This window comes from Polaromonas jejuensis NBRC 106434, from assembly GCF_001598235.1.
Taxonomy (GTDB): Bacteria; Pseudomonadota; Gammaproteobacteria; order Burkholderiales; family Burkholderiaceae_C; genus Polaromonas; species Polaromonas jejuensis.
The window spans coordinates 156,676-182,930 of record NZ_BCYO01000002.1; the positions used below are offsets into that span (position 1 = coordinate 156,676).

Consider the following 26,255-nt stretch of genomic DNA (forward strand, 5'->3'; position numbering starts at 1 on the left):
TGCAGGCCGTCTCAACGGGCGCTGCCTGTCCCGGGACCGCAAGCGCAAGGCCTGGCCCGGGTGGTGCACCACTTTCGCGCGGCGACGTCCAGCCGCCCTTTCGTGCTCCGGCCCCTTTTCACCCCCTTATGGCATGAGGCTTGCGCCCAGCCAACCGTATAGAAACCTGGAATAGCCGCTATGAAAAAGTCAAAACTGGTGATGGTCGGTAATGGCATGGCGGGCGTGCGCACCCTTGAGGAATTGCTCAAGATTGCCCCCGACCTTTATGACATCACCGTCTTCGGTGCCGAACCCCACCCCAACTACAACCGCATCCTGCTCTCGCCGGTGCTGGCCGGCGAACAGACGCTGGATGAGATCGTCCTCAACTCCTGGGACTGGTACAAGGACAACCACATCACGCTGCATGCCGGCAAAAAGGTGGTCAAAGTGGACCGCGTCAAGCGCGTCGTGCTCGCCGAAGACGGTACCGAAGAAACCTATGACCGCCTGCTGTTGTGCACCGGCTCCAACCCCTTCATGCTGCCGGTGCCGGGCAAGGATTTGCAGGGCGTGATCGCCTACCGCGACATCGCCGACACCAACGCCATGATCGAGGCCGCGCAGAAGTACAAGAAGGCGGTCGTCATCGGCGGCGGCCTGCTGGGCCTGGAAGCGGCCAACGGCCTGATGCTGCGCGGCATGGAGGTCACCGTGGTGCATGTGATGCCCTGGCTGATGGAGCGCCAGCTCGACGATGTGGCGGGCAAGCTGCTGCAGAAATCGCTGGAAGACCGCGGCCTGAAATTCATGATTGGCGCACAGACGCAGGAACTCACCGGCGGCGACGATGGCCGGGTCAAATCGATCAAGTTCAAGGACGGCACCGAAGTTGAAACCGACCTGGTGGTCATGGCCGTCGGCATCCGCCCCAACACCGAGCTGGCCGAGTCCATGCGCCTGCACTGCAACCGCGGCATCGTGGTCAACGACACGCTGCAGACCACCACCGATGCGCGCATCTACGCCGTGGGTGAATGCGCGGCCCACCGCGGCATTGCCTACGGCCTGGTGGCGCCGCTTTTCGAGCAGGCCAAGGTGGCGGCCAACCACCTGGCACAGTTCGGCATCGGCCGCTACAGCGGCTCGCTGACCTCGACCAAGCTCAAGGTCACCGGCATCGACCTGTTTTCCGCCGGCGAATTCATGGGCGGCGAGGGCACGGAGGAAATCGTCATGTCCGACCCGTTCGGCGGGGTTTACAAGAAGCTGGTCCTGAAAGACGACAAGCTCGTGGGCGCCTGCCTGTACGGCGACACGGTGGACGGCAGCTGGTACTTCAAGCTGCTGCGTGAGGGCCGCAGTGTGGGCGAGATCCGCGACAGGCTGATGTTTGGCGAATCCAACATCGGCGACACCGGCCACGAGGGCCACAGCAAGGCCGCCGCCATGCCCGACGAAGCCGAAGTCTGCGGCTGCAACGGCGTCAACAAGGGCGCCATCTGCAAGGCGATCAAGGAAAAAGGCCTGTTCACGCTCGACGAGGTGCGCAAGCACACCAAGGCCAGCGCCAGCTGCGGCTCGTGCACCGGGCTGGTCGAGCAGATCCTGATGTTCACCGCCGGTGGCGACTACTCGGCCACGCCCAAGAAAAAGGCCTTGTGCGGCTGCACCGACCACAGCCACCAGGAGGTGCGCGACGCGATCAAGGCCAACAAGCTGCTGACGATTGCCGATGTCTACAAATTCATGGCGTGGCGCACCCCCAACGGCTGCGCCAGCTGCCGCCCGGCCGTCAACTACTACCTGATCTCGACCTGGCCCAAGGAGGCCAAGGACGACCCGCAAAGCCGCTACATCAACGAGCGCAGCCACGCCAACATCCAGAGGGACGGCACCTACTCGGTGATCCCGCGCATGTGGGGCGGCCACACCACGCCCGACGAACTGCGCCGCATCGCCGACGCGGCCGACAAGTACAAGATCCCGACCGTCAAGATCACGGGCGGCCAGCGCATCGACCTGCTGGGTGTCAAAAAGGAAGACCTGCAAAACGTCTGGAAGGACATCGGCATGCCCACCGGCCTGGCCTATGCCAAGGCCCTGCGCACGGTGAAAACCTGTGTCGGCAGCGAGTGGTGCCGCTTCGGCACGCAGGACTCGACGCAAATGGGCAAGGACCTGGAGCACGCACTGTGGGCCATGTACTCGCCGCACAAGGTCAAGATGGCGGTCAGCGGCTGCCCGCGCAACTGCGCCGAATCGGGCATCAAGGACGTCGGCGTGATAGGCGTGGACTCAGGCTGGGAAATCTATGTGGGCGGCAACGGCGGCATCAAGACCGAAGTGGCCCAGTTCCTGGTCAAGGTCAAGACCTCGCAGGAAGTTCTGGAATACGCCGGCGCCTTCCTGCAGCTGTACCGCGAAGAAGGCTGGTACCTTGAGCGCACGGTGCACTACATCCAGCGCGTCGGCCTTGATCACGTTAAAAAGAAGATCCTGGACGACGCCGAAGGCCGCAAGGCCCTGTGGGAGCGCCTGCAATTCAGCGTGGACGGCGAGCCCGATCCCTGGTTTGAGATGGACAAGGCGGGCGTTGACAGCCGCCAGTTCTCGGCCATCTCCGCCCCCACCTCCGCATAAGGACCAGCTCATGAAGCGTGTCTTCACCCGCCGCATCTTTTGCGCGGCAACCCTCGCCCTGGCAGGCGGCAGCTACGCGCAGGTGAACAATCTGGGCGACGCCATCAACAAGGCCGGCCGCCAACGCATGCTGTCCCAGCGCATGGGCAAGGCCTGGCTGGGGCTAGGCCAGGGCATACAGGTTGAGTCCGCCCGCCGCGTGCTGGACCAGTCGATGGCGCTGTTTGATCGCCAGCTGGTGGAACTCAAGGCTTACGCCCCCGCCGGCGACACCCGCGACACCTATGTGCAGCTGGAGTCGGCGTGGTCAGGCTACAAGGCCTTGCTGGTGGGGGCCGCGCCCTCGCAGGAGCAGGGCAAGCCACTGCTGGACCAGGCGGGCAAGGTGCTGGCGCTGGCACACAAGGGCACCGGGCTTTTCGAACAGCAGTCCGGCAAACCCGGCGCCAAACTGGTCAACATCGCCGGCCGGCAGCGCATGCTGTCGCAGCGCATGGCCCAGTTTTACCTGGCGAACAACTGGAAAATAGACAGCGCCGCGAGCCTCCTTGAACTGGGCAAGGCACGCGACGAATTTGTGCCGGCGCTGGAGCTGCTGCGCAACGCGCCGGAAGCCACCGCCGAGATCAAGCAGGAACTGGTGCTGGCGGATAACCAGTGGCTGTTTTTTGACAATGCGCTCAAATCACGCGCCGCAAGTGCCAAGGCGGCCTCCGACGTGTTTGTCACCAGCGAAAACCTGCTGCAAGTGATGGACCGGGTCACCGGCCTGTACGCCCGTATTCTTGGATAGATGAGGAAGCACCATGAGTGAATGGAAAAAAATCTGCCTGGTCACCGACATCCCGGTGCTGGGCTCGCGCCGCGTGGCGCGTGCGCGCGGCATGGATGTGGCCGTGTTTCGCAACGACCAGGACGGCATCTTTGCGCTGCTGGACCGCTGCCCGCACAAGGGCGGCCCGCTCTCCCAGGGCATTGTGTTTGGCACCAGCGTGGCCTGCCCGCTGCACAACTGGACCATAGACCTGGAAGGCGCTTGCGCCAGGGCACCCGACGAGGGCTGCACGCCCAAATTCAGCGTCAAGGTTGAAGACGGGGCGGTGCACCTGGACGCCACCGAACTGGCCACGCTGGCGCTGGAGCAGCAGCCGGTGGTAGCCGGGCCCGCCAGCAAAGAACCCACGTCTGCGTGAACACCCCCATGATGGTTGACGCCGCCGTCAAGAAAACCCGCGCCACATGCCCCCGCTGTGGCGTCGGCCGCGGTCTCGCGCTCGCGCGGACCGCTTTGCGGACTCATGAAACACCGCAGCCGGAGCTTGTTTGCCATGGCTGAAACACGATCTACCTGCCCTTACTGCGGCGTCGGCTGCGGTCTCGCGCTCGCGCGGACCGCGTTGCGGCAACATGAAACACCGCAGCCGGGGCTCTGCCGACCATGACTGAAACACGATCTACTTGCCCTTACTGTGGCGTCGGCTGCGGTGTGATCATCGAATCGCAGGGCGACCAGATCACCGGCGTGCGCGGCGATCCGGAGCACCCGGCCAACTTCGGCCGGCTCTGCACCAAGGGCTCCACGCTGGCCCTGAGCGCCTCGGCGGCCGTCACGCGGCAAACCCGCCTGCTGCAGCCCATGCGGCGCGAGCACCGCCAGGAAGCTGCCAGGCCGGTCTCCTGGGACAGCGCGCTGGACTTCGCCAGCGAAAGCTTTGCGCAAATCATCCGCGAGCACGGACCCGATGCGGTCGGTTTTTACCTCTCGGGCCAGCTGCTGACCGAAGACTATTACGTCTTCAACAAGCTGGCCAAGGGCCTGATCGCCACCAACAACGTCGACACCAACTCGCGGCTTTGCATGAGCAGCGCGGTGGCGGGCTACAAGCAGACCCTGGGCGCCGACGCGCCGCCCACCTGCTACGACGACGTGAAGCACGCGCAGTGCCTCTTCATCGTCGGCAGCAACACCGCCTACGCCCACCCGATTCTTTTTCGGCGCATAGAAGACGCCAAGGCGGCCAACCCGGCGCTCAAGATCATCTTCTGCGACCCGCGCCGCACCGACACCGCCGAGATCGCCGACCTTTACCTGCCGATACAGCCCGGCACCGACGTCGCGCTGTTCAACGGCATGCTGCACATCATGCTGTGGGAGGGCTGGACCGACCCGGCCTACATTGCCGCGCACACCACCGGCTTCGAGGCCCTGAAGGCCACGGTGCGCGACTACACGCCCGACATGGTGGCCCAGACCTGCGGCATCAAGAAGGAAGACCTGCTGCAGGCAGCCCGACTGTTCGCCACCTCCGCCGCCACCCTGAGCCTGTATTGCCAGGGCCTGAACCAGTCCAGCAGCGGCACCGCCAAAAATGCGGCGCTCATCAACCTGCACCTGGCGACGGCACAGATCGGCAAACCCGGCGCCGGGCCGTTTTCGCTGACCGGCCAGCCCAATGCCATGGGCGGCCGCGAAGTCGGCGGCATGGCGAACCTGCTGAGCGCCCACCGCGACCTGGCCAATCCGCAGCATCGCGCCGAAGTCGCCGCACTCTGGGGCCTGCCATCGGTGCCTTCAACGCCGGGGAAAACCGCCGTCGACATGTTCCAGGCCGCTGCCGATGGCGAAATCAAGGCGCTCTGGATTGCCTGCACCAACCCGGCCCAGTCCATGCCCGACCAGGCCACCGTGCGCCGTGCGCTGGAACGCGCGGAGCTGGTGATCGTGCAGGAGGCCTTTGCCACCACGGCCAGCTGCGACTATGCCGACCTCCTGCTGCCGGCCACCACCTGGGGCGAAAAAATCGGCACGGTGACCAACAGCGAACGCCGCATCAGCCGCGTGCGGCCGGCCGTTCCCGCCCCGGGCGCAACCCGCCATGACTGGGCCATCGCCGTTGATTTTGCGCAGCGGCTGGAAAGACGGCTGCCGGCACGTGGCGCCGGCCCCCTCTTCCCCTATTCGCTGACGGATGAAGCGCTGGGCGTCGAAACCATCTGGAACGAGCACCGCGAATCCACGCGCGGCCGCGACCTCGACATCACCGGCATGAGCTACGCCATGCTGGAAGACGCGCCGCAGCAGTGGCCGCTGCACGAGGGGCAAAACACGGGCAAGGTCCGCCTCTACGAAGACGGCATCTTCCCGACCGCCGACGGCAAGGCCAGATTCGTCAACACCGTCTACAAACCCGTCGCCGAACCGCGCGAATCCCGCTACCCCTTCTCGCTGACCACCGGCCGCCTGCGCGACCAGTGGCATGGCATGAGCCGCACCGGCACGCTGGGGCGGCTGTTTGGCCATGTGGCCGAACCGTCCCTGCAGATGAATGCGCAGGACATGGCCAGGCGGCAGCTCCTGGAGGGCGACCTGGTGCATGTCACCTCCAAGCGCGGCTCCATCGTCGTGCCGGTGCAGGCCTCGCCCGAGCTCGCGCTGAGCCAGGCCTTCATGGCCATGCACTGGGGCGGGGAATATTTGAGCGGCCAGTCCAGCAGCGGCGAAGCGCTGGCCGGTGTCAACGCCCTCACCACCTCGGCCTACTGCCCCAGCTCCAAACAGCCCGAGCTCAAGCACGCGGCAGTCAAGATCCTCAAGGCCGAGTTGCCCTGGTCACTGCTGGCCATGGCCTGGCTGCCGGAGGGCGATGCGCTGGCCGCGCGCGAGCAGCTCAAGCCCCTGATGAGGGTCTTCCCCTTCAGCAGCTGCGTGCCGTTTTCCAACAATGCACCGCTGGCAGAACCCCAGCGTGAGCGCTGCGGCGTGTTGTTTCGCGCGGCGGGCCATGAGGCGCCCGCCGAAGAAACGCTGCTTGAGCTGGAGCGCATTCTCGGCCTCGACAGCCCGGACACCCTGCACTATGCCGACCGGAAAAAAGGCCAGCGCCGCTCGGTGCGGCTGGTGCGCCAGGGCGAGCACGCCGAGCTGGCCGGCTTCGTCCTCGCCGGCGACACCAGCGCCCAGGCCTGGATCGCCACGCTGCTCAAGGACGAGCTGCCCGCGCAGGCCTATGGCCGCCTGCTGCTGCTGCCGGGCGCCAAGCCGCCGGTGGCGGTGATGGCGTCGATGCAGGGCCGCGGCCAGCTGGTGTGTACCTGCTTCAATGTCAGCGACCGGGCCATTGACGAGCATCTGTCGCTCCTCAGCCAGGGGGGTGGCAGCAGCGGCTACCTCGGCACCGATGAAGCCAGGCTGGCCTCGCTGCAGGAGCGCCTGAAGTGCGGCACCAACTGCGGCTCCTGCCTGCCCGAGCTCAAACGCCGGGTGCGCGCGGCCCGCGGCGCCGGCGCAGCAGAAACATCGGTGCCAGCGGCGCCAGCACGCAGCGTCATCCCGATCAAGGCACTGCCGCAGGGCACATTAAACTCATAACCAAAAGTCATCTGCATTCGCGGACAATTACGAAATGGGAATTAGCCAATACATCAAGGAAATCGGTCGCGGCGCACGCGGCGCGAAGCCGCTCACGCGCGCGCAAGCCTGCGACCTCTTCGGTCAGGTGCTGGACGGCACGGTGACCGACCTTGAAATTGGCGCCTTTTGCCTGGCCATGCGCATCAAGGGCGAAACGCCTGAAGAAATGGCGGGTTTCCTCGATGCCACCCAGGCGCGGCTGAATCATTTCCCCGCCTCCGGGCGTCCGCTGATTGTGCTGCCCAGCTACAACGGCGCGCGCAAATTGCCGGTGCTCACCCCGCTGCTGGCGCTGCTGCTGGCGCGTGAGGGGCTGCCGGTGCTGGTGCATGGTGCAGCCACGGAATCCAGCCGCGTTCTAGCATCCAATGTGCTTGCAGCGCTCGGCTATCAAGCGCCAGAAGCTATCAAATCAATAGCAAACGGCGAAGTGGTGTTTGCCCCGACCGAGCTGCTGTGCCCCGGCCTGAAACGCCTGCTCGACGTGCGCCGCGTCGTCGGCTTGCGCAACCCGGGCCACAGCGTGGTCAAGCTGATTCAGCCCACAATGGCGCCCTGCCTCATCGTCAGCAGCTACACCCACCCCGAATATGCGCGCAGCATGGCCGCCACCTTTGAACTGACGGGCACCAGCGCCCTGCTGTCGCGCGGGCTGGAAGGCGAAGTGGTGTCCGACCCGCGCCGCACCTCGCAAATCGACGGCTTCCTGCGCGGCGAGCGCATCCCGCTGCAAGCGCAGCAGACCGGCACGCTGGCCGAGGTGGAAGGCCTGCCCAAGGAGATTGACATAGAGACCACCGCCCGCTACACGCGGCGCGTGCTGGCCGGCGACGCGCCCGTGCCGGCCGCCCTCACGCAGCAGGTTCAATTCATCCAGCAACTGGCATCCCGACTATGAGCACCTCTTTGCCCCCCCACAACGGCCAGCGCACGGCCGGCAGCTGCACCCTGGTGGGCGCGGGCCCGGGCGATCCCGAGCTGCTGACACTCAAGGCGGTCAAGGCGATTGGCGCGGCCAGCGTGCTGTTCGTCGATGACCTGGTGAACGATGCCGTGCTCGCCTACGCGCGGCCCGACGCCCGCATCGTGCATGTGGGCAAGCGTGGCGGCTGCAAGTCCACGCCGCAAGCCTTCATCGAAAAGCTCATGATCGCGGCGGCGCGCGAAGGCGAAGCCGTGGTGCGGCTCAAGGGCGGCGACCCCTTCATCTTCGGGCGCGGCGGCGAGGAGGTCGAGCACCTGCGCGCAGCAGGCATCGCGGTGACGGTGGTCAACGGCATCACCGCCGGGCTGGCCGCCGTGACCTCGCTGGGCGTGCCGCTGACGCACCGCCAGCATGCGCACGGCGTGGTGTTTGTCACCGGCCACGCCCAGCCCGGCTCGCTGGGGCCTGACTGGCGGCAGCTGGCCGCCACCGCCCACAGCGCCCGCCTGACACTGGTGATTTACATGGGCGTCAGTGGCGCCGGGCATATCCAGAACGAGTTGCTGATGGGCCTGCCCGCCAGCACGCCGGTGGCCGTGATCCAGAACGCCTCGCTGCCGACCCAGCGCCACATCACCAGCACGCTGGGCGCGCTGGCCGACGCGATTCAAGCCGGCGGCATGGCCAGCCCGTCCATCATCGTCGTCGGCGATGTGATGGCCGGCGTGGCGCTGGCGGCCTCGCACCCCGAGGCCGTTCGCGCGGCCTGAGCCGTTCCGGCGTCACGGCGCCGTCATACACGCTCACTACGCTTCCAGTTTTTGACTGGAACCCTTAATGTCAACCCGCCGAACCTCCAACCGTTTCCTGGCTGGCGCGCTGCTGGCGCTCAGCATGAGCTGCGCCCAGGCGCAAACCTTTTCCTTCGGACTGTGGGGCGACATGCCGTACCAGAAGGCGGGCGACGCCCCGAAAATCCCGGCGCTGCTCAAGAGCATCAACCAGTCCGACATCGCCTTCTCGATCTACGACGGCGACATCAAGGACGGCAGTTCCAAATGCACCGACGACATTTATGCCTCGGCACTGGCCATGTTCGGCCAGCTGAACAAGCCCGTGGTCTATGTGCCCGGCGACAACGAATGGACCGACTGCCACCGCCTGAACAACGGCGGCTATGACGGGCTGGAGCGCCTGGCCTATGTGCGCAAGACCATGTTCCCGACCGCCAATAGCCTGGGCAAGCGCCAGATGCCGCTGCTTCACCAGGGCCAGCCCGGCGAGAAGTTCTATGAGAACACACGCTTCAGCCACCGCCGCATCGTGTTTGCCGGCCTCAACGTTCCCGGCAGCAACAACAACAAGATACTGGACGAGAAAGACTGCGCCCATAAAAGCGCCCGCACCGCCGCACAGTGCGAGGCCAGCAACGCCGAATACCTGGAACGCGATGCCGCCAACGTGGCCTGGATGCAGCAGGCTTTCCAGGCAGCGAAAGAGCAGAAGGCGCTCGGCGTGGTGCTGGTGATCCAGGCCGACCCGGGGTTTGACCTGCCGGAGACCGAAGACATTGATGAAAGCAAGGCCCCCGGCGTCAGCGGCTATCGCAACTTCATTGACAAACTGGTCGCCGAAACCGAGCAGTTCAAGGGCCAGGTCCTGCTGGTTCATGGCGACACGCATTTCTTCAAGATGGACAAGCCGCTCTACAGCCCGACCAGGATGCTGGCCAATCTCACGCGCCTGCAAACCTTTGGCAGCCCGATGATTCACTGGGTGCGCGTCACGGTGGACCCGAAGAATGCCAATGTCTTCACGGTCCAGCCCGTGATCGTGAAACAGTAAGGCACCAAGGTCCGGTGGCATCCGCCAGGCCGGCCCGGGACTGGACGCGGCTAAACTTCCGGGCTCAACAGGACGCGGCAGCAGCACCCCGACCAGGTCGCTATTTTTTTGATAGCTGCTTGCGCCCGTCTTATCTGGACCAGAGGCTGATTTGACGCATAAATTCGATGTGGTGGTGATAGGCGCAGGCGCTGCCGGGCTGTTTTGCGCCGGCGTGGCGGGCCAGCAGGGCCTGAAGGTGCTGCTGGTGGACCACAGCGAGAAGGTGGCCGAGAAGATCCGCATCTCGGGCGGCGGCCGCTGCAACTTCACCAATCGCGACGCCACACCCGCCCAGTTCCTGAGCGAGAACCCGCACTTTTGCCGCTCGGCCCTGTCGCGCTACACGCCGCAGGACTTCATCGAACTGCTGCAGCGCTACGGCATTCCCTTCCACGAAAAGCACAAGGGCCAGCTTTTTTGCGACCGCTCGGCCGAAGACGTGATCAACCTGCTGCTGGCCGAATGCGCCGCCGGCCAGGTCACGCGCTGGCAGCCTTGCAGCATCAAAAGCATTGCAGGCCCAGAGCAGACGGGCACCAGCGGCTACCAAATAGAGAGCGACCGCGGACTCATCGAAGCGCCCCAGGTGGTGATTGCCACGGGCGGGTTGTCGATTCCGAAAATCGGCGCCACCGATTTTGGCTATCGCCTGGCCAGACAGTTCGGCCTGCGCCTGGTGGAGCCCCGCCCGGCCCTGGTGCCGCTGACCTTTGACGGCGACAACTGGGCGCCTTATGCCCAGCTCGCCGGCCTGGCGCTGCCGGTGCTGATCGAAACCAGCGCGCCCGACGCCTCGCCCAAACAGCGCAAAAAGGCCACGGTGTTCTCGGAAGACCTGCTGTTCACCCACCGCGGCTTAAGCGGCCCGGCGGTGCTGCAGACTTCCAGCTTCTGGCGCGAAGACCAGCCGATTCGCGTCAACCTCGCGCCTGGCCTGGACCTGGCCGCCACGCTGCTGCGCGCCAAGGCCAGCTCGAAAAAGCTGATTGCCAACGAACTCGCCAGCCTGGTGCCCAGCCGCCTGGCCGACGCCTGGGTCAGCCAGGACCCGGCTTTGCAGCGCCCCATCTGCGACGCCACCGACAAGGCCCTCCTGGCGCTGGCGCAGCGCCTGGCCGACTGGCAACTCACGCCCAACGGTTCGGAAGGCTATCGAAAGGCCGAAGTCACCGTGGGTGGCGTGGACACCCGCGACCTGTCGTCCCAAACCATGGAATCGAAGCAGCCGGGCCTGTATTTCATCGGCGAAGTGGTTGACGTGACGGGCTGGCTCGGCGGTTACAACTTCCAGTGGGCCTGGGCCTCCGGCTTCGCCTGCGCCCACGCGCTGGCAGCCAGGCACGCAAGCCTTGCAGAAGCGGCCTAAAATGCCTGCCTCAAGCCCCGTCCAAATGGGGCCGGTGCCGTTTCTGCCTGCTTTTCTGGCACTCCGGGCGCAAGGCCTCCGGCTTTTACAAGCGCAAAGCCCCTGAAAGCCTTTGCGGACTGCTATAATCCAAGGCTTTGCTAGCAAACCCGCACCTGGCCTGATCCTGATCAGATCAATTGAGGTGCACCTTTTGGATCAATTCATCAATGACCACTATCCGTGTAAAAGACAACGAGCCCTTCGACGTCGCCCTGCGCCGTTTCAAGCGCACCATCGAAAAACTCGGCCTGCTGACCGACCTGCGCGCCCGCGAGTTTTACGAAAAACCAACGGCCGAGCGCAAGCGCAAGAAGGCAGCCGCCGTCAAGCGTAACTACAAGCGTATCCGCGCCATGCAGTTGCCCAAGAAGCTGTACTAATCAGTACGAGTAGGCCTTCCGGCAACTCAAAAGCCCGCAAGAGGACGCTCTGCGGGCTTTTTTAATTTCTGTGCAGCGCAAAATGCACATCCCCCTTCATTCGCCCCTTCAGGAGCCCGCAATGTCACTCAAAGACCAGATCACCGAAGACATGAAAACCGCCATGCGCGCCAAAGACAGCGAGCGCCTGGGCACCATACGCCTGCTGCTGGCGGCCCTCAAGCAAAAAGAGGTCGATGAGCGCGTGGTACTCGACGATGCGGCCGTGGTCGCCATCGTCGACAAACTCATCAAGCAGCGCAAGGATTCGATTGAAGCCTTCCAGAAGGCCGAACGCACCGACCTGGCCGACAAGGAAGCCGCCGAGCTTCTGGTGCTGCAGGGCTACCTGCCCGCGCGCATGAGCGCCGAAGAGGTCACGGCCGCCGTGAAAGCCATCGTCGCGGAGCTGGGCGCCGAACTGGGACGCGCTGCGGGCCCCGGCGACATGGGCAAGGTCATGGGCGCGGTCAAAACAAAACTGGCGGGCAAGGCCGACATGGGCCAGGTGTCCGCCGCCGTGAAGGCCGCACTGGCGTCCTGAAGCCGGGGCGCATCGCCCTCAAGGAGACTTCAGAGAAATCTCAACGGTAGCCCAGGATCAATGCACAGCCAGCCACCGCCAGCACCGCGCCGCACCAGGCGCCCAGTGCGGGGCGGCGGCTGTAAACCACCCAAAGCAGCGGCAGCAGCAGCACGGGCGATACCGAGGACAGCATGCCGACCATGCCGGCGCTGCCGCTTTCCAGCGCCTTGAGCACCAGCGTCATGCCCAGCACCATGGAGACGCCCGCGCTGGCAAAGGTGTTGAGCAGGTCCTGCCTACGCAAAGGCTGTTTCGCCCGGGTGATCGAGAGCCCAAAGCCCCATAGCAGCGCATGGGCGCCAAAGCCCGCGCTCATGCGCACGGCGGAGGCCGTGACGGCATCCACGGCGCCGCCGGCCATCAAGGGCTTGAGCATGAGCGTCGCCACCGCCTGGCCGAGTGCCGCCAGCAAGCCCAGACCAATGCCGGTGGCCAGCCGGCCCTGCGTGCGCTCCCACTGATGCGACTCGCCGTCCCGCTTGCCCAGCGCAATGGCCGTCATCACCCCGCCGGCCAGCAGGGCGCCGCCCAGCAGTTGCCAGCCCGCAATGCGCTCACCCAGCCAGAGCCAGGCCCGCATGACAGAGAACAGTGAATGGGTTGCAAACAAGACGCCGGAACGACGCGGACCGAGCCGGTTCATGCAGGCAAACAGGGCCGTGTCGCCGACAAAAATGCCGATCAGGCCGGAGGCGGCCAGCAAGGCCACCCCCTCGCCGGTCAGGGCATGCCAGCCACCGCCAAGCAAGGCAGCGCCCCACAGCACCAGGCTGGCAAAAGCCATGCGCCACCGGGTGAAGGCAAACGCCCCCATACGCCCGGCCGCCGCCGCAGAGAACAAACTGGATGAGGCCCAGCAGGCGGCAGCCAGCAGGGCCAAGGCTTCAGAAGGCATGCGTCAAAACGCGATCAGCTGCCCGCCACCTTCATGCGATTGATCAGGATGGAGCCCACGGTTTTGGCGCCGTAGTTGTAGGCGTCGGCCCCCACGGCTTCTATGCCCATCAGCATGTCCTTGAGGTTGCCGGCAATGGTGATTTCTTCCACCGGAAAGGCGATGCGGCCGTTTTCGACCCAGAAGCCGGAGGCGCCGCGCGAGTAGTCGCCGGTCACGTAGTTCACGCCCTGCCCCATCAGCTCCGTCACAAACAGGCCGCGGCCCAGCATGCGCAGCATGGCGTCCAGATCATCATCGGCACGCGTGTGGCGGCTGGTGAGCGTGAGGTTGTGTGAGCCGCCGGCATTGCCGGTGGTGCGCATGCCCAGCTTGCGGGCCGAATAAGTGCTCAGGAAATAGCCCTGCACGAGGCCGGCGTCCACCACCTTTCGCGCGCTGGTGATCACGCCTTCCTCGTCAAACGGCGCGCTGCCCTTGCCCTTGAGCAGGTGCGGGTCTTCATAAACGTCGATGTGCCCGGGGAAGGCGGCCTTGCCCAGGCTGTCCAGCAAAAACGTGCTCTTGCGGTACAGCGCACCGCCGCTGACGGCCTGCACAAAAGCGCCCAGCAGGCCGGCGGCCAGCGGGGACTCAAACAGCACCGGGCACTGAACGGTGGGAATCTTGCGGCTTTTCAGGCGCGCCAGCGCCCGTTCGGCGGCATACCGGCCCACGGCTTCGGGGCGGGCCAGCTCCGCGGCGTCGCGCATGGAGCTGTACCAGGCATCGCGCTGCATCTGGTCGCCCTTGCCGGCAATCGGCGCCACCGAAATGCTGTGGCGCGAACTGGCATAGCCGCCGCGAAAGCCCTTGGTATGGGCGCTGAAAAAATGGCTTTGCTGGGCCGACACGCCGGCGCCTTCGCTGTTGGTGATCAGGCGGCTGGTCTCCAGCGCCGCGGCTTCGCATTGCAGCGCCAACTGCGCAGCCTCTTCCGAGGTAATGGCCCAGGGATGGAACAGGTCCAGCGCCGGGTGCTCACGGGCGATGTCGCGGTCGTCGGGCAGGCCGGAGGTTTCATCCTCGGCCGTGAAGCGGGCGATGTCGTAGGCCGCCTTTACGGTCTGCTTGATGGCCGCCTTGGAGAAATCGCTGGTGGCCGCATTGCCGCGTTTTTTGCCCACATACACCGTGATGCCCAGCGACTTGTCGCGGTTGCGCTCCACGTTTTCAAGCTCGCCCTTGCGCACGCTGACCGACAGGCCGCAGCCTTCCGAGGCTTCCGCTGCGGCATCGGTGGCGCCCAGCTTTTTGGCGTGGCCGAGCGCGGTGTCGACCAGGTCTTCGAAAAAGTCCCGCTGGTAGCTGAAACCGGCCTCGGGTTGGCTGGTTTTCGTGCGGGAAGCGCCGCGGGATGAACGGTCAGAGGGTTTTTGGGTCATATGGGTAGCTATGATACTGACTGCTATGAACAACAAGACTCCCAAGCCTATTAAGGGCTACTGGTCCAACGGCCGATTCGTCAAACCCGAAGAAATTGCTTTGGAAGAAGTCGGCCCGCCCAGTAAAACCCAACTCAAGGCCGAGGCCGATGAAAAACAGGCGCTCGGCGAAGCGCTGCTGACCCTGCGCGCCGACCTGATGGCGCGCCTGGACCTGCCCGACAAGCTGCGCGATGCGATTGCCGACGCCAAAAAGATCACCAATTTCGAGGGCAAACGCCGTCAGATGCAGTTCATCGGCAAGCTGATGCGCCCGCTGGATCCCGAGCCCATCCGTGCCGCCATCGACGAACAGCTCAATGGTTCGGCCGACCTCACGCTGATGCTGCACCTGGCCGAGCAGTGGCGCGACAAGCTGATCGCCGACGACGAGGCCCTGGGTCACTGGCTCACCGAACACCCGGATACCGATTCGCAGCAACTGCGCGCGCTGATCCGCCAGGCGCGCAAGGACGCCAAGCCCGAGAAGGCCGGCGAAGCGCCGCGCCACGGCAAGTCCTACCGCGAGATGTTCCAGCTGATCAAGCAGGCGCTGTCGCCCGAGCAGGACGCCTGAGCATGGCAGACAACGCCGCCTCCAGCGCCACCCTTGACGCGGTCAGGATAGGCATCGTCTCGGTCAGCGACCGCGCTTCCACTGGTGTCTACGTCGACAAAGGCCTGCCGGCCCTCAAGGACTGGCTGACGCGCGCGCTGCGCAACCCCATCGCCTTTGAGGAACGCCTGATTCCCGACGAGCAGGACCGCATCAGCGCCACGCTGATCGAGCTGGTGGACGCCGGCTGCGCACTGGTGCTGACCACCGGCGGCACCGGCCCGGCGCTGCGCGACGTGACGCCCGAAGCCACGCTGGCCGTGGCGCACAAGGAAATGCCCGGGTTTGGCGAGCAGATGCGGCAGATCAGCCTGAAGTTCGTGCCGACGGCGATTCTGTCGCGCCAGTGCGCGGTGATTCGCGAGCAAAGCCTGATCCTCAACCTGCCCGGCCAGCCCAAGGCGATCCAGGAAACCCTGGAAGGGCTGAAGAATGAAGCCGGTGAATCCGTCGTGCCCGGCATTTTCGCGGCGGTGCCCTACTGCATAGACCTGATTGGCGGGCCTTACCTCGAAACGCACGACGAAGTCTGCAAGGCGTTTCGGCCCAAGAGCGCGATTCGCGCCCCGAAAACCCCATAAAACAGCCTGTAGCCCTTACGAAAAGGTCGTCAACAGCTATTAAATTAATAGCATACTGGTCGCCGTGCCGGCTACTTGCCCACCAGCTGGTTCAGCTTGGCGGCCTCAAAGGTCTCCTGCAAGGCGGCGTCCTTGGGCACGCAATCCCGGCTCTGGGCCGCTGGCAAGCCGGCCAGTTTTTCAATCGCCTGCCAGAGCATGGCAATCTGATGCTCCTGGCCGGCGGCGTTGTCGATCAGGCCGCGCATGGCCTGCGACAGCGGGTCGTCGTTCTGCGTGACGCCGTAGGCCGAAAAACCCATCTGGCTGGCGGCCAGCTCGCGCTTCACGTCGGCATCGGCCTGGATCACACGGGCCGGGTTGCCCACCGCGGTGGCGCCTGCCGGCACCGGCTTGACCACCACGGCGTTGGAGCCGATCTTGGCGCCATCGCCCACGACAAAGCCGCCCAGCACCTGCGCGCCGGCGCCGACCACCACGCCCCGCCCGAGGGTCGGGTGGCGCTTGGCGCCCTTGTAGAGCGCGGTGCCGCCCAAGGTCACGCCCTGGTAAATCGTGCAGTCGTCGCCGATTTCGGCGGTTTCGCCGACGACGACCCCCATGGCATGGTCGAAAAACACGCGCTCGCCGAGTTTGGCGCCGGGATGGATTTCAATGCCGGTGAAGCCGCGCGTCAGATGGGAGACAAAGCGGCCCAGCCACTTGAAGCCGTGGTTCCAGCACCAGTGGGCCCGGCGGTGCAAGACCACCGCATGCAGGCCGGGATAGCAGGTCAGCACCTCCCAGCGGGTGCGGGCGGCGGGGTCGCGGTCAAGAATGCACTGGATGTCGGAGCGTAGTCTGGAAAACATGCGGCAAGTCTACTGGGCGGCTGGCGTGTCTGCTGAGCGGGTCGTTTTGTCCGCATCCGGCATGGCCTTATTCAATGCGCTCTTGGACATGGCCTTGGCCACGCCGCGCAGGATGTGGATTTCTTCGGGACTGAGCTGGGCGCGGTTAAACAGCTGGTTCAGGCGCGGCATGAGTTTTTTGGGCGAGGCCGGGTCCAGAAAGCCGATATCGGTGAGCGCCTCTTCCCAATGCCTGAGCATGCCGGCCACCGCGGCGGCATCGGCCAATTGGGGTTCGGGAGTGGCGGACTGCACCGCAAAGCCGCCCAGCGCCTGGCGCCAGTCGTAGGCAATCAGCTGCACCGCCGCGCCGAGGTTGAGCGAGCCAAACTTCGGATCGGTCGGAATGCTCAAGGCCACATGGCAGCGGTAGACATCCTCGTTTTGCATGCCAAAACGCTCGGAGCCAAATAAAAAAGCCACCGAATCGGGCCTCAGCCCTTGCCCAGACTCCGCATCACGCTCTTTTTTTGATAGCAAATCAGCGAAATGCGCACGCGGCGCGCGCGTGGGCGGGCCAAAGTCGCGCGGCGTCATGGCCGTGGCACACAGATGCGCCATGCCATCGAGCGCCTCATCGAGCGTGGCCACGATGCGGGCGTTTTTGAGCACATCCAGCGCGCCGCTGGCCCGCTGTATGGTTTCCTCGCGGTTCAGCACATTGGCCCAGCGCGGCGCCACCAGCACCAGGTCGTCAAAGCCCATGACTTTCATGGCGCGGGCGGTGGCGCCCACGTTGCCGGCGTGGCTGGTGTTGATCAGGACAAAACGGGTTTTCATGGGTAAAGCGGGCCCCGCCACCAGAGAAAGCCCCAAGTTTCGGAGCCTGCGCGGACAATGTTGGGGCGAAGCCGGTAAAATGCCGCTATTGTCGCCTGCCCCGGTTACCGGGTCGCAGTCCTGATCGCAGTTTTCTGCCCGCTCTTTCTTACAATTTATGTCCAGCAATCTACACCCCATGCTCAACGTGGCCATCAAGGCTGCGCGCGCCGCCGGCGCCATCATCAACCGCGCGGCACTTGACGTCGAAGCGGTCCGCGTTTCGGTCAAGCAGACCAACGATTTCGTCACGGAAGTGGACCAAAACGCTGAAGCCGCAATCATCGAAACCCTGCTGACCGCCTACCCCGGCCACGGCATTCTGGCCGAGGAATCCGGCAGCGAGCATGGCGCCAAGGACTCCGAGTTCGTGTGGATCATCGACCCGCTGGACGGCACCACCAACTTCATACACGGCTTTCCGTTTTACTGCGTCAGCATTGCGCTGGCCGTGCGCGGCAAGGTCGAGCAGGCCGTGGTGTACGACCCCAACCGCAACGACATTTACAGCGCCAGCAAGGGCCGCGGCGCCTATGTCAACGACCGCCGCATCCGCGTGGCCAAGCGCACGCGCTTGCAGGAAACCCTGATTTCCACCGGTTTCCCCTACCGCCCCGGCGACAAGCTCAAACCCTATCTCAACATGCTCGGCGAAGTCATGAGCCAGTGCGCCGGCGTGCGCCGACCCGGCGCCGCCGCCCTGGACCTGGCCCATGTGGCCGCTGGCAACAGTGACGGCTTCTTTGAATCCGGCCTCAAGCCCTGGGACGTGGCGGCGGGCTCGCTGCTGGTGACCGAGGCCGGCGGCCTGATCGGCAACTTCACCGGCGAGGCCGACTTCATGGACCACGGCGAATGCGTGGCCGCCAACCCGCGCATTTACGGCCAGCTGGTGGCGACGCTCGCCAAATACAGCAAGTTTGCCGGCGCGGGCGACAAGGCCACGGTACGCCAGGCTTTGCAGGACGCCAGGGCGGAGCCGGCCGGCGCAGAAAACAACACCGAAGGCAGCGAAGGCCCGGCCTCCGTCGTGGCTGAAAAAGCCACGCTCAAGGCCCGCAAAATCAAGGCCCAGCCGGCCGCCGATTCCGGCGCGCCAGACGCACCGTTCTAAAGCCGCCACCGGCGCCGTTCGGCCGCCGCCTGGGCTGGCCCCAGAGGCGTTTCAGCTAAAATCAGCACCCCGACGCCCTGGCGCCGGGGCCTCGGCAATCTGCCCTCCCCCACACTGATCAATCATCTCCCATGTCCGAATTGACCGCGCAAGCATCATCCACACCGGCTGATGCGGCCCTGCTATCCGAAGTCGCCGAACTGGTGGTCAGCGCCCTGAACCTGGAAGTCGCTGCCGCCGAGGTGCAGGCTGACGAACCCCTGTATGGCGACGGACTGGGCCTGGACTCCATCGACATTCTTGAAATTGCGCTGGTGGTCTCCAAGCGCTACGGCCTGCAGCTGCGCGCCGACCACGAAGACAACCACGCCATCTTTCACTCGCTGCGCAGCCTGAGCGACCATATCGCCGCCCAGCGAACCAAGTGAAAGCCGGACTGACGACACGGTTAACCCAGGCCTGTCGTTGGGGCGGCCTCATCGGTCTGGGCATAGGCTACGCGCTGCTCTCCCATCTGGCGGCCGCGTCGGCCGTGCACAGTCTGCCCGGCGCCCTGGTCGCCATGGCGCCCATGCTGGTGCTGGCCTTTCTGATCGCATGGCGCTCGGACCGGCGCGCGCTCATGCTGGGCCTGTGGCTGGCGGGCTGCACCGTGCTCTACGCCATCAAGGGCTGGCTGATCGCCCATTACCACTGGGTTTTCCTGCTGGAGCATGCCGGCACCTATTCACTGCTTTGCGCCACTTTCGGCCAAACCCTGCAGAACGGCCAGACGCCGATGATTTCGCGTTTTGCCCGCATCGTGCACGGCAGCCTCTCGCCCGCGCTCGTTCGTTACACCCGCTCTGCCACCTGGGCCTGGGTTTTGTATTTCGGCGGCATTGCCGGGCTTTCGCTGTTGCTGTTCTGGCTGGCCCCGATTGGCATCTGGTCGGCGTTTGCCTACCTGCTGGGCATTCCCCTGCTGGTGCTGATGTTCGCGGGGGAATATGCCGCGCGCTGCTGCCTGCTGCCGCCAGCCGACCGGGCCGGGCCGCTGGAAGCGATTCAGGCCTACCGCCAGGCATCTTCAGAGGGCAAGGCGCGGCCCCGCCACACGCCATGACCACCTTCCCACTCATCACGCATCGCCATGCGCAAGAGGTCCTGGCCTGCGTCCACGACCAGCCTGTGACGGTGGCGCACTTCCTGGCCGACGTCAGGCAGCTCGCCGCGGCGCTGCCGGCGGGCCGGCATGTGCTCAACGTCTGCGGCGACCGCTACCGGTTTGCCGTCGGCGTGGCGGCCGCCTTGCTGGCCGACAAGATCAGCCTGCTGCCTCCCACGCTCACGCCCGAGATGGTGCGCCAGGTCAAGGACTTTGCACCTGACGTGTTTTGCCTGACCGACCAGCCGCAAACCATAGACCTCCCGCAGTTTTCATGGGCGGATGCCCTCGCAGCGCGCGCGCCGGCTGCGGCCGGCATGCAGGCCGGCCGCCTTGAGATTCCGGAAATTCCCGCAGCACGGACCGCGGCCATCGTATTCACCTCGGGCTCGACCGGCACACCCGTGGCGCACCGCAAAAGCTGGGGCGGGCTGGTTCACAGCGTGCGCGCTGAAGCGGGCCGTCTCGGCCTGCTGGACGGGCGACAGCACAGCATCGTGGCCACGGTGCCGCCGCAGCACATGTTTGGCTTTGAGTCTTCCGTGCTGCTGGCCCTGCAAAGCAGTGCCACGCTGAGCGCAGCGCATCCGTTTTACCCGGCCGACATCTGCTCGGCACTGGCGGCCGCCACGCGTCCGCGCATGCTGGTCACCACCCCGGTGCACCTGAGGGTATTGCTGGCCTCGGACCTCGACATTCCCCTGCCCGATCTCGTGCTGTCGGCGACCGCACCGCTGCCGCCCCAACTGGCGCAGGCGGTCGAGGCTCGCCTGCAGGCACCGCTGCTTGAAATTTACGGCTCGACCGAGACCGGGCAGATCGCCACACGCCGCACGACGCAAACCGCCGAGTGGACACTTTTTCCGGGCATCAGGCTCAGCGCCATGCAGGGTCGGGTCTGGGCATCGGGTGTTCATCTTGAGCAGGCCATGCCCCTGGGTGACGAGCTTGAGCTGCTCAGCGACGAACGCTTTCTGCTGCATGGCCGCACCGCCGACCTCATCAACATCGCGGGCAAACGCAGCTCGCTCGGCTATCTGAACCACCAGCTCAATGCGGTGCCGGGCGTGATAGACGGCGCGTTTTTCATGCCCGATGAAGGCGACGGCGGCCACGTGACGCGCCTGATGGCCTTTGCGGTGGCCCCGGGCATGCAGGCCTCCATGCTGCTGGCCGCGCTGCGCGAGCGTATTGACGCGATTTTCATCCCCAGACCGCTGGTCATGCTGGACGCACTGCCACGCAACAGCACCGGCAAATTGCCGCAAGACGCGCTCAAGGCCCTGGCATACGCGCATCAGCACCAAGGCGATAAGGGGGCCGCCCATGCACGGTGAAGCCACGCTCCTGATTGCGCCGGATCACCCGGCCTTTGCCGGGCATTTTCCGGGCGCGCCCATCGTGCCCGGGGTGGTCTTGCTCGACGCTGCGGTACATGCCGTGCGGCAGGCACGGCAGGCCTGCGCACCGGGAGACGGCGTGGAGGGTCTCTGCCAGATCAGCGCGGCCAAATTCCTCAGCCCGGTCGGGCCGGGCGAAACACTGCGCATTTCTTGGAGCAGCGCCGCCTCGGGCAGCACGCGCTTCGACATTTCCAGCGGCAGCCGCAAAGTGGCCACGGGCACGCTGGTATTTCCACCGGCGCCATGACAGCGGAGCGCAACGCCACACCGCCCGGAAGCGCCGAATGGCAGCAAAATCCTGAACGCAGCAACGTCTTCATGCTGCGCGTCATGACCTGGATTTCGCTGCAACTGGGTCGACGTGCGAGCCGCATCGTCTTGTACGGGATTGCGGCCTACTTTCTGGCCTTTGCTCCAAGGGCGCGCCGCATGTCGCGCAGCTACTTGCGCCGCGTGCTCAGGATGCCATCGGCGGCCGCCGTCGGCTGGCGACATCTGTTCCGGCATTTCCTGAGCTTTGCATCGGCAATCCATGACCGGGTCTATCTGCTCAACGACCGCTTCGAGCTGTTCGACATTCGCGTTCACAACCAGGCGCTTATCGACAAGATCGTCGCCGATGGCCAGGGTGTGTTCCTGATCGGTGCCCATCTGGGAAGTTTCGAGGTGCTTCGTGCCATCGGCCGCAAGCAGCCCGGCCTGCGCGTGGCCATGGTGATGTACGAGGAAAATGCGCGCAAGATCAATGCGGCGCTAGGCGCCATCAATCCGAATGCGCAGCAGGACATCATTGCCCTCGGCCATGTCGACTCCATGATCCAGGTGCATGAGCTGCTGGCCCAGGGTACCGTCGTTGGCATGCTGGGCGACCGCTCGCTGGGAAATGACGACACGCACCCGGTTGAGTTTCTGGGCGACACGGCGGCGTTGCCGCTAGGCCCCTTCCGGATGGCTGCGATCCTGAAACGCCCGGTGCTGTTCATGACCGGGCTGTACCGCGGCGGCAATCGCTATGACATCCACTTTGAAGCCCTCGCCGACTTTTCGGAGCTGGCGCCGCGCGGCCGCGCACAGGCGGTGCAGGCGGCCATGACGCGCTATGCGGCCCTGATGGCGCAATACTGTGACAGCGCCCCCTACAACTGGTTCAATTTCTTTGACTTCTGGCGAGCCCCAGAGCCGCGTAAAAGCAGACACTCTGCAGAAATCTCCTGACCCATGACGCTCTTCCTTCACCCGTCAAAACCTGCCAGCCCCTGGGCATCTTCCCGGGATCGCCTGAAGCGTCTGGCATCCGCCATCGCCGCACTCACCATCGGCCTGGCACTGGCCACGCTGAGCCAGTCGGCCTTCGCCGCCTGGGACCTCCAGCAGCTGATGGATGCGCTGGCACAGAACAAGTCCGGCCACGCCACCTTCGTGGAGAAAAAATACATTGCCGTGCTCGAGCAACCCGTCGAGTCATCGGGAGAGCTGCTCTACACCGCACCGGACGGGCTGGAAAAACGCACGCTCAAGCCCAAGCCCGAAGCCATGGTTGTGAATGGCGGCGAGCTGCTCATAGAACGCGGGCGCCAGAAACATCGCCTGCAGTTGCAGGCCTACCCGGAACTGGCGGCCTTCATCGACAGCATTCGCGGCACCCTGGCGGGCGACCGCAAGGCGCTGGAACGCAACTACCGCCTGAGCCTGGAGGGCACGGCAGATCGCTGGACCCTGCAACTGCTGCCGCTGAATGAAAAAATGCTGGCCGTCATACAGCGCATCAGCATCGCTGGCGCGCGCGACCAGGTACGCAGCATTGAAATCGTCCAGGCCGACGGTGACCGCTCCCTGATGACCATCGAAAAGCTGGCGGCTCCGTGATGACGCCAATCCGCCGCCACGGCATGACGGCCATCTCGCTGTGGCTGGCGTTTTTGCTCGCCTGCGGCGCCATCATCGCCCGTACGCACTTCACCACGGACCTGTCGGCGTTTCTGCCGCGTACGCCCACGCCCGAGCAGCAATTGCTGATGGATCAGCTGCGGGATGGCCTGGCCTCCCGCCTTATTCTCGTGGGCATTGAAGGTGCCGATGCGCCCAGCCGCGCCGCGCTGTCCAGGCAAATCGCCCAGCGCCTGCGCGCCGACCCGGCCTTTGTCAGCGTCAACAATGGCGAACCCGTCAACACCGAGCGCGATCGCGCCTTCCTGTTCAACAACCGCTACCTGTTGAGCCCTGCCGTGACACCGGCACGCTTCAGCGCAGACGGCCTGCACACGGCCTTGAGCGACAGCATCGATCTGCTCGCCTCGCCTGCCGGACTGCTGGTCAAGTCCTTGCTGCCGCGCGACCCGACCGGTGAAATGGTGCAGTTGCTCGAGCAACTGGACAGCGGCAGCCACCCCAGGCTGGTGGATGGCGCCTGGGCATCACGCGACGGCCAGCGCGCCTTGCTGCTGACGCAAACGCGCGCCGCAGGGTCCGATACCGATGCCCAGCAGCGCGCCATGGCGGCCATCCGGCAAGCCTTTGAAACGGCGCCTGGCGCCACGCCCGCGGCCAAATTGCTGATGACCGGCCCCGGTGTGTTTTCGGTGACTTCACGCGACACCATCAAAAGCCAGGTCAGCCGCCTGTCCCTCATCAGCGTCGTGCTGATTGCGACCTTGCTGCTGCTGGTTTATCGCTCCCTCACGGCACTCGCCCTGGGCTATTTGCCCGTCATCAGCGGCGTTCTGGCGGGCATCGCAGCGGTCAGCCTGGGCTTTGGCTCGGTGCACGGCATCACGCTTGGATTTGGCACCGCGCTGATCGGGGAAGCCGTGGACTACTCCATCTATCTGTTTGTGCAATCCGATCAGGACAATGCAGACCGGCAGAACTGGATCAAGCGCTTCTGGCCCACCATCCGGCTCGGCGTGCTGACGTCGATATTCGGCTTTGCCTCCTTGCTGATGTCCGGCTTTCCGGGCCTGGCGCAACTCGGCCTGTATTCGATTGCCGGACTGGTCAGCGCCGCCACCGTGACCCGTTTCGTGCTCCCGCATCTGCTGCCGGCAAAGTTTCGCATCCATGACGTCTCGGCGATCGGCCGCGTACTGGCCCGACTGACGCAGCGCGCCACCGCACTGCGCTGGCCGGCCGCGATCCTGTTGCTGGCGGCTTGCGCCATCCTGGTCATGCACCGCACCAGCCTGTTCGATGACAGGATATCCTCCCTAAGCCCGGTATCGCAGGCCGATGTGGCGCTCGACGAGCGTCTGCGCGCCGACATGGGGGCGCCCGATGTGCGTTATCTGGTGGTCGTTTCGGGCCCGAGCCGGGAAGCGGTTTTGCGCTCCTCCGAGCAGGTTTCCGCACTGCTGCAGGCGCAAGTCGACCAAGGCGAGCTCGCCGGATTTGAAAGCCCCAGCCGCTACCTGCCCAGCATCGCGACGCAGCGCGCACGCCAGGCCAGCCTGCCTGCGCCGGCCCAGCTGGAAACACAGCTGGCACCAGCGGTTCAGGGCCTGCCGGTACGCGCAGCACTGTTCAAGCCCTTCCTGGCCGATGTTGACGCCGCCCGCAGCCAGCCCCTGCTGCAAGCAGCCGACCTTGAAAAGACCTCCATGGCCATGGCGATAGATGCCTTGCTCATTCAGCAAGGCCGGCAATGGCGTGCCTTGTTGCCGCTGACCGCGCCCGAGGGCCGCAACATCAATGCCAGCCGTCTTCAGGCGTCCCTAGGCGCCACCCATCTGCCCGATGTCCTGTTTGTCGACATGAAGGCCGAGTCGGATCATCTGTATTCCGGCTACCTGCGTGAAGCCGTCCTGCTCTCGCTCGGCGGCGTGCTCGCCATTGTCGGACTGCTGCTACTGGTATTTCGCTCGCCCCTGCGCGTGGTGCGGGTCATCTCGCCGCTTGTGGCCTCCGTCATCACCGTCACGGCGGGATTGGCCGTGTTTGGCCAGCAGCTGATGATTCTGCACCTGGTGGGCTTGCTGCTGGTGGTCGCGGTGGGCTCGAATTACGCCCTGTTCTTTGACAGGCCGGATCCGGGCATGCCGATCTCGCCCCGCACGCTGGTGTCCATGCTGTTTGCCAACCTCACCACTGTTGCAGGTTTTGGCCTGCTGGCGTTTTCCAATGTATCGATACTGCAGGCCATGGGCGTCACCGTGGCGCCTGGCGTTATTCTGGCGCTGATGTATTCAGCGATTTTCACCCCTCATCCCGATGCGTAAATCACGCTGGCAGCCCACACCCTTGGTATATGCATCTGCCGCGCTGCATATGCTGGCCCTGGTGGCTGTCATCGCAGTTCCCGGCCAATGGCGCTGGGCGCTGGGCGCCGTGGTGCTCAACCATCTGCTCATCGCGGCGATCGGCCTCTGGCCGCGCAGCCACTGGCTGGGGCCGAACTGGACCCGGCTGCCCGCCGCCGCCACGGCGAGAAATGAAATCGCGCTGACCATTGATGATGGCCCCGATCCGGACGTCACCCCGCAGGTGCTGGATTTGCTGGACCGGTATGCGGCCAAGGCGACCTTTTTCTGCATCGGTGAAAAAGTCGCACGCTACCCGGATTTATGCCGGGAAATCGTGCGCCGCGGCCATGCCGTGGAAAATCATAGCCAGCAGCATCGCCATCATTTTTCATTGATGGGCCCGCGCGCCATGCTGCGTGAAGTGCAAGCCGCACAAGACACGCTGACGACGATTTCCGGTCAGCGCCCCCAGTTCTTTCGCGCCCCTGCCGGCTTGCGCAACCCTTTTCTCGACCCGGTGCTTCATCGACTCGGGCTGCTACTGGCCAGTTGGTCGGCGCGCGGTTTCGATACCCGGGTCGGCGACGCCGGGCGCGTTAAACACAAGCTGCTGCTGGGCCTGCGCGCGGGCGCCATTTTGCTGCTGCACGATGGCCATGCCGCGCGTACCGACCGTGGCAGCCCGGTCATTCTCGAAGTGCTGCCCGAGCTGCTGGCGTCCGCTGCGGCCGCCCGATTGCGTACCGTGACCTTGCGACAGGCTCTTTCATGAGCACCGGGCAGGCCGGTCATGAGCCATGGCATCGGCAGGCCGCGAAGGTCATACCCAAG

General features: G+C 65.1%; 24 protein-coding genes and 1 pseudogene. 21 read left to right on the top strand and 4 right to left on the bottom strand.

The genetic code is table 11. The features are described 5' to 3' along the window. The first annotated feature begins 180 nt into the window (after positions 1–180). The 11 genes from nirB (at position 181) to PJE01S_RS03225 (ending at position 12,219) form a co-directional block, all read left to right on the top strand. Entirely contained in the window at positions 181–2,625 is a 2,445-nt protein-coding gene (nirB, locus tag PJE01S_RS03180) for a nitrite reductase large subunit NirB (protein WP_068831701.1), read from the top strand. 10 nt (positions 2,626–2,635) lie between these two features. Then, positions 2,636–3,418 (top strand): type IV pili methyl-accepting chemotaxis transducer N-terminal domain-containing protein, encoded by a 783-nt coding sequence (locus PJE01S_RS03185; RefSeq protein WP_068831702.1) that lies wholly within the window; start codon positions 2,636–2,638, stop codon positions 3,416–3,418. A 13-nt stretch (positions 3,419–3,431) separates the two neighbouring features. After that, entirely contained in the window at positions 3,432–3,818 is a 387-nt protein-coding gene (nirD, locus tag PJE01S_RS03190) for a nitrite reductase small subunit NirD (RefSeq protein WP_068831703.1), read from the top strand. 135 nt (positions 3,819–3,953) lie between these two features. Beyond that, positions 3,954–4,067, top strand: a complete 114-nt coding sequence (locus tag PJE01S_RS26270) for an ATP-binding protein (protein WP_369406093.1) — start codon at positions 3,954–3,956, stop codon at positions 4,065–4,067. Then, positions 4,064–6,994, top strand: a complete 2,931-nt coding sequence (locus PJE01S_RS03195; RefSeq protein WP_068831704.1) for a nitrate reductase — start codon at positions 4,064–4,066, stop codon at positions 6,992–6,994. The genes PJE01S_RS26270 and PJE01S_RS03195 overlap by 4 nt, the downstream gene beginning before the upstream one ends. A gap of 34 nt (positions 6,995–7,028) precedes the next feature. Next, positions 7,029–7,934 (top strand): DNA-binding protein YbiB, encoded by a 906-nt coding sequence (gene ybiB, locus PJE01S_RS03200; RefSeq protein WP_068831705.1) that lies wholly within the window; start codon positions 7,029–7,031, stop codon positions 7,932–7,934. Then, a complete protein-coding gene (gene cobA, locus PJE01S_RS03205) occupies positions 7,931–8,731 on the top strand; it encodes a uroporphyrinogen-III C-methyltransferase (protein WP_068831706.1) in 801 nt (266 codons plus the stop codon). The genes ybiB and cobA overlap by 4 nt, the downstream gene beginning before the upstream one ends. Positions 8,732–8,798: 67 nt before the next feature. Next, positions 8,799–9,806, top strand: coding sequence for a hypothetical protein (locus tag PJE01S_RS03210; protein ID WP_068831707.1), 1,008 nt, complete (start codon positions 8,799–8,801; stop codon positions 9,804–9,806). 151 nt (positions 9,807–9,957) lie between these two features. Continuing rightward, entirely contained in the window at positions 9,958–11,214 is a 1,257-nt protein-coding gene (locus PJE01S_RS03215; protein WP_174548509.1) for a BaiN/RdsA family NAD(P)/FAD-dependent oxidoreductase, read from the top strand. A gap of 209 nt (positions 11,215–11,423) precedes the next feature. Next, positions 11,424–11,636, top strand: a complete 213-nt coding sequence (gene rpsU / locus PJE01S_RS03220) for a 30S ribosomal protein S21 (protein WP_011484193.1) — start codon at positions 11,424–11,426, stop codon at positions 11,634–11,636. Between the two features lie 121 nt (positions 11,637–11,757). Further along, a complete protein-coding gene (locus PJE01S_RS03225; RefSeq protein ID WP_068831708.1) occupies positions 11,758–12,219 on the top strand; it encodes a GatB/YqeY domain-containing protein in 462 nt (153 codons plus the stop codon). A gap of 40 nt (positions 12,220–12,259) precedes the next feature. On the opposite strand, the gene PJE01S_RS03230 is transcribed toward PJE01S_RS03225, so the two are convergent. Both PJE01S_RS03230 and pmbA read right to left on the bottom strand, forming a co-directional pair. After that, positions 12,260–13,156 carry a DMT family transporter gene (locus PJE01S_RS03230; protein ID WP_068831709.1) on the bottom strand — a complete coding sequence of 299 codons (897 nt, stop codon included), beginning with the start codon at positions 13,154–13,156 and terminating at the stop codon, positions 12,260–12,262. A 14-nt stretch (positions 13,157–13,170) separates the two neighbouring features. After that, positions 13,171–14,580: a metalloprotease PmbA gene (pmbA, locus tag PJE01S_RS03235; RefSeq protein WP_068831710.1), complete on the bottom strand. Its 1,410-nt coding sequence runs from the start codon at positions 14,578–14,580 to the stop codon at positions 13,171–13,173. 25 nt (positions 14,581–14,605) lie between these two features. On the opposite strand from pmbA, the gene yjgA reads away from it, so the two are divergent. Both yjgA and mog read left to right on the top strand, forming a co-directional pair. Continuing rightward, complete coding sequence (gene yjgA / locus PJE01S_RS03240; RefSeq protein ID WP_245660568.1) at positions 14,606–15,196, top strand: ribosome biogenesis factor YjgA; 591 nt, start codon at positions 14,606–14,608, stop codon at positions 15,194–15,196. A 2-nt stretch (positions 15,197–15,198) separates the two neighbouring features. Next, entirely contained in the window at positions 15,199–15,816 is a 618-nt protein-coding gene (mog, locus tag PJE01S_RS03245) for a molybdopterin adenylyltransferase (RefSeq protein WP_068831712.1), read from the top strand. A 71-nt stretch (positions 15,817–15,887) separates the two neighbouring features. Here the strand turns inward: mog and cysE are convergent, their stop codons facing one another. Together cysE and PJE01S_RS03255 are read right to left on the bottom strand one after the other, a co-directional pair. Further along, on the bottom strand, positions 15,888–16,667 hold the full coding sequence (cysE, locus tag PJE01S_RS03250; protein WP_068831713.1) for a serine O-acetyltransferase: 780 nt from the start codon (positions 16,665–16,667) through the stop codon (positions 15,888–15,890). A 9-nt stretch (positions 16,668–16,676) separates the two neighbouring features. Beyond that, a complete protein-coding gene (locus PJE01S_RS03255) occupies positions 16,677–17,486 on the bottom strand; it encodes an RNA methyltransferase (protein WP_068831714.1) in 810 nt (269 codons plus the stop codon). Between the two features lie 157 nt (positions 17,487–17,643). Between PJE01S_RS03255 and PJE01S_RS03260 the strand changes: the two genes are divergently transcribed. The 8 genes and pseudogenes from PJE01S_RS03260 to PJE01S_RS03300 all read left to right on the top strand — a co-directional run bounded on the left by PJE01S_RS03260 (position 17,644) and on the right by PJE01S_RS03300 (position 26,196). Continuing rightward, positions 17,644–18,639 (top strand): inositol monophosphatase family protein, encoded by a 996-nt coding sequence (locus tag PJE01S_RS03260; RefSeq protein WP_068831715.1) that lies wholly within the window; start codon positions 17,644–17,646, stop codon positions 18,637–18,639. A 131-nt stretch (positions 18,640–18,770) separates the two neighbouring features. After that, positions 18,771–19,067: a phosphopantetheine-binding protein gene (locus PJE01S_RS03265; RefSeq protein WP_068831716.1), complete on the top strand. Its 297-nt coding sequence runs from the start codon at positions 18,771–18,773 to the stop codon at positions 19,065–19,067. After that, positions 19,064–19,744 (top strand): COG4648 family protein, encoded by a 681-nt coding sequence (locus tag PJE01S_RS03270; RefSeq protein ID WP_068831717.1) that lies wholly within the window; start codon positions 19,064–19,066, stop codon positions 19,742–19,744. The genes PJE01S_RS03265 and PJE01S_RS03270 overlap by 4 nt, the downstream gene beginning before the upstream one ends. Further along, positions 19,741–21,436, top strand: a pseudogene (locus PJE01S_RS03275) (AMP-binding protein). The gene PJE01S_RS03270 and the pseudogene PJE01S_RS03275 overlap by 4 nt, the downstream one beginning before the upstream one ends. After that, positions 21,433–22,404 (top strand): lysophospholipid acyltransferase family protein, encoded by a 972-nt coding sequence (locus PJE01S_RS03285; protein WP_068831720.1) that lies wholly within the window; start codon positions 21,433–21,435, stop codon positions 22,402–22,404. Before PJE01S_RS03275 ends, PJE01S_RS03285 begins: the two are co-directional and overlap by 4 nt. A 3-nt stretch (positions 22,405–22,407) precedes the next feature. Then, positions 22,408–23,055, top strand: a complete 648-nt coding sequence (locus PJE01S_RS03290) for a LolA family protein (RefSeq protein WP_068831721.1) — start codon at positions 22,408–22,410, stop codon at positions 23,053–23,055. Beyond that, entirely contained in the window at positions 23,055–25,400 is a 2,346-nt protein-coding gene (locus PJE01S_RS03295; protein ID WP_068831722.1) for an MMPL family transporter, read from the top strand. The genes PJE01S_RS03290 and PJE01S_RS03295 overlap by 1 nt, the downstream gene beginning before the upstream one ends. Further along, a complete protein-coding gene (locus PJE01S_RS03300) occupies positions 25,393–26,196 on the top strand; it encodes a polysaccharide deacetylase family protein (RefSeq protein WP_068831723.1) in 804 nt (267 codons plus the stop codon). The genes PJE01S_RS03295 and PJE01S_RS03300 overlap by 8 nt, the downstream gene beginning before the upstream one ends. Positions 26,197–26,255: the final 59 nt, after the last annotated feature.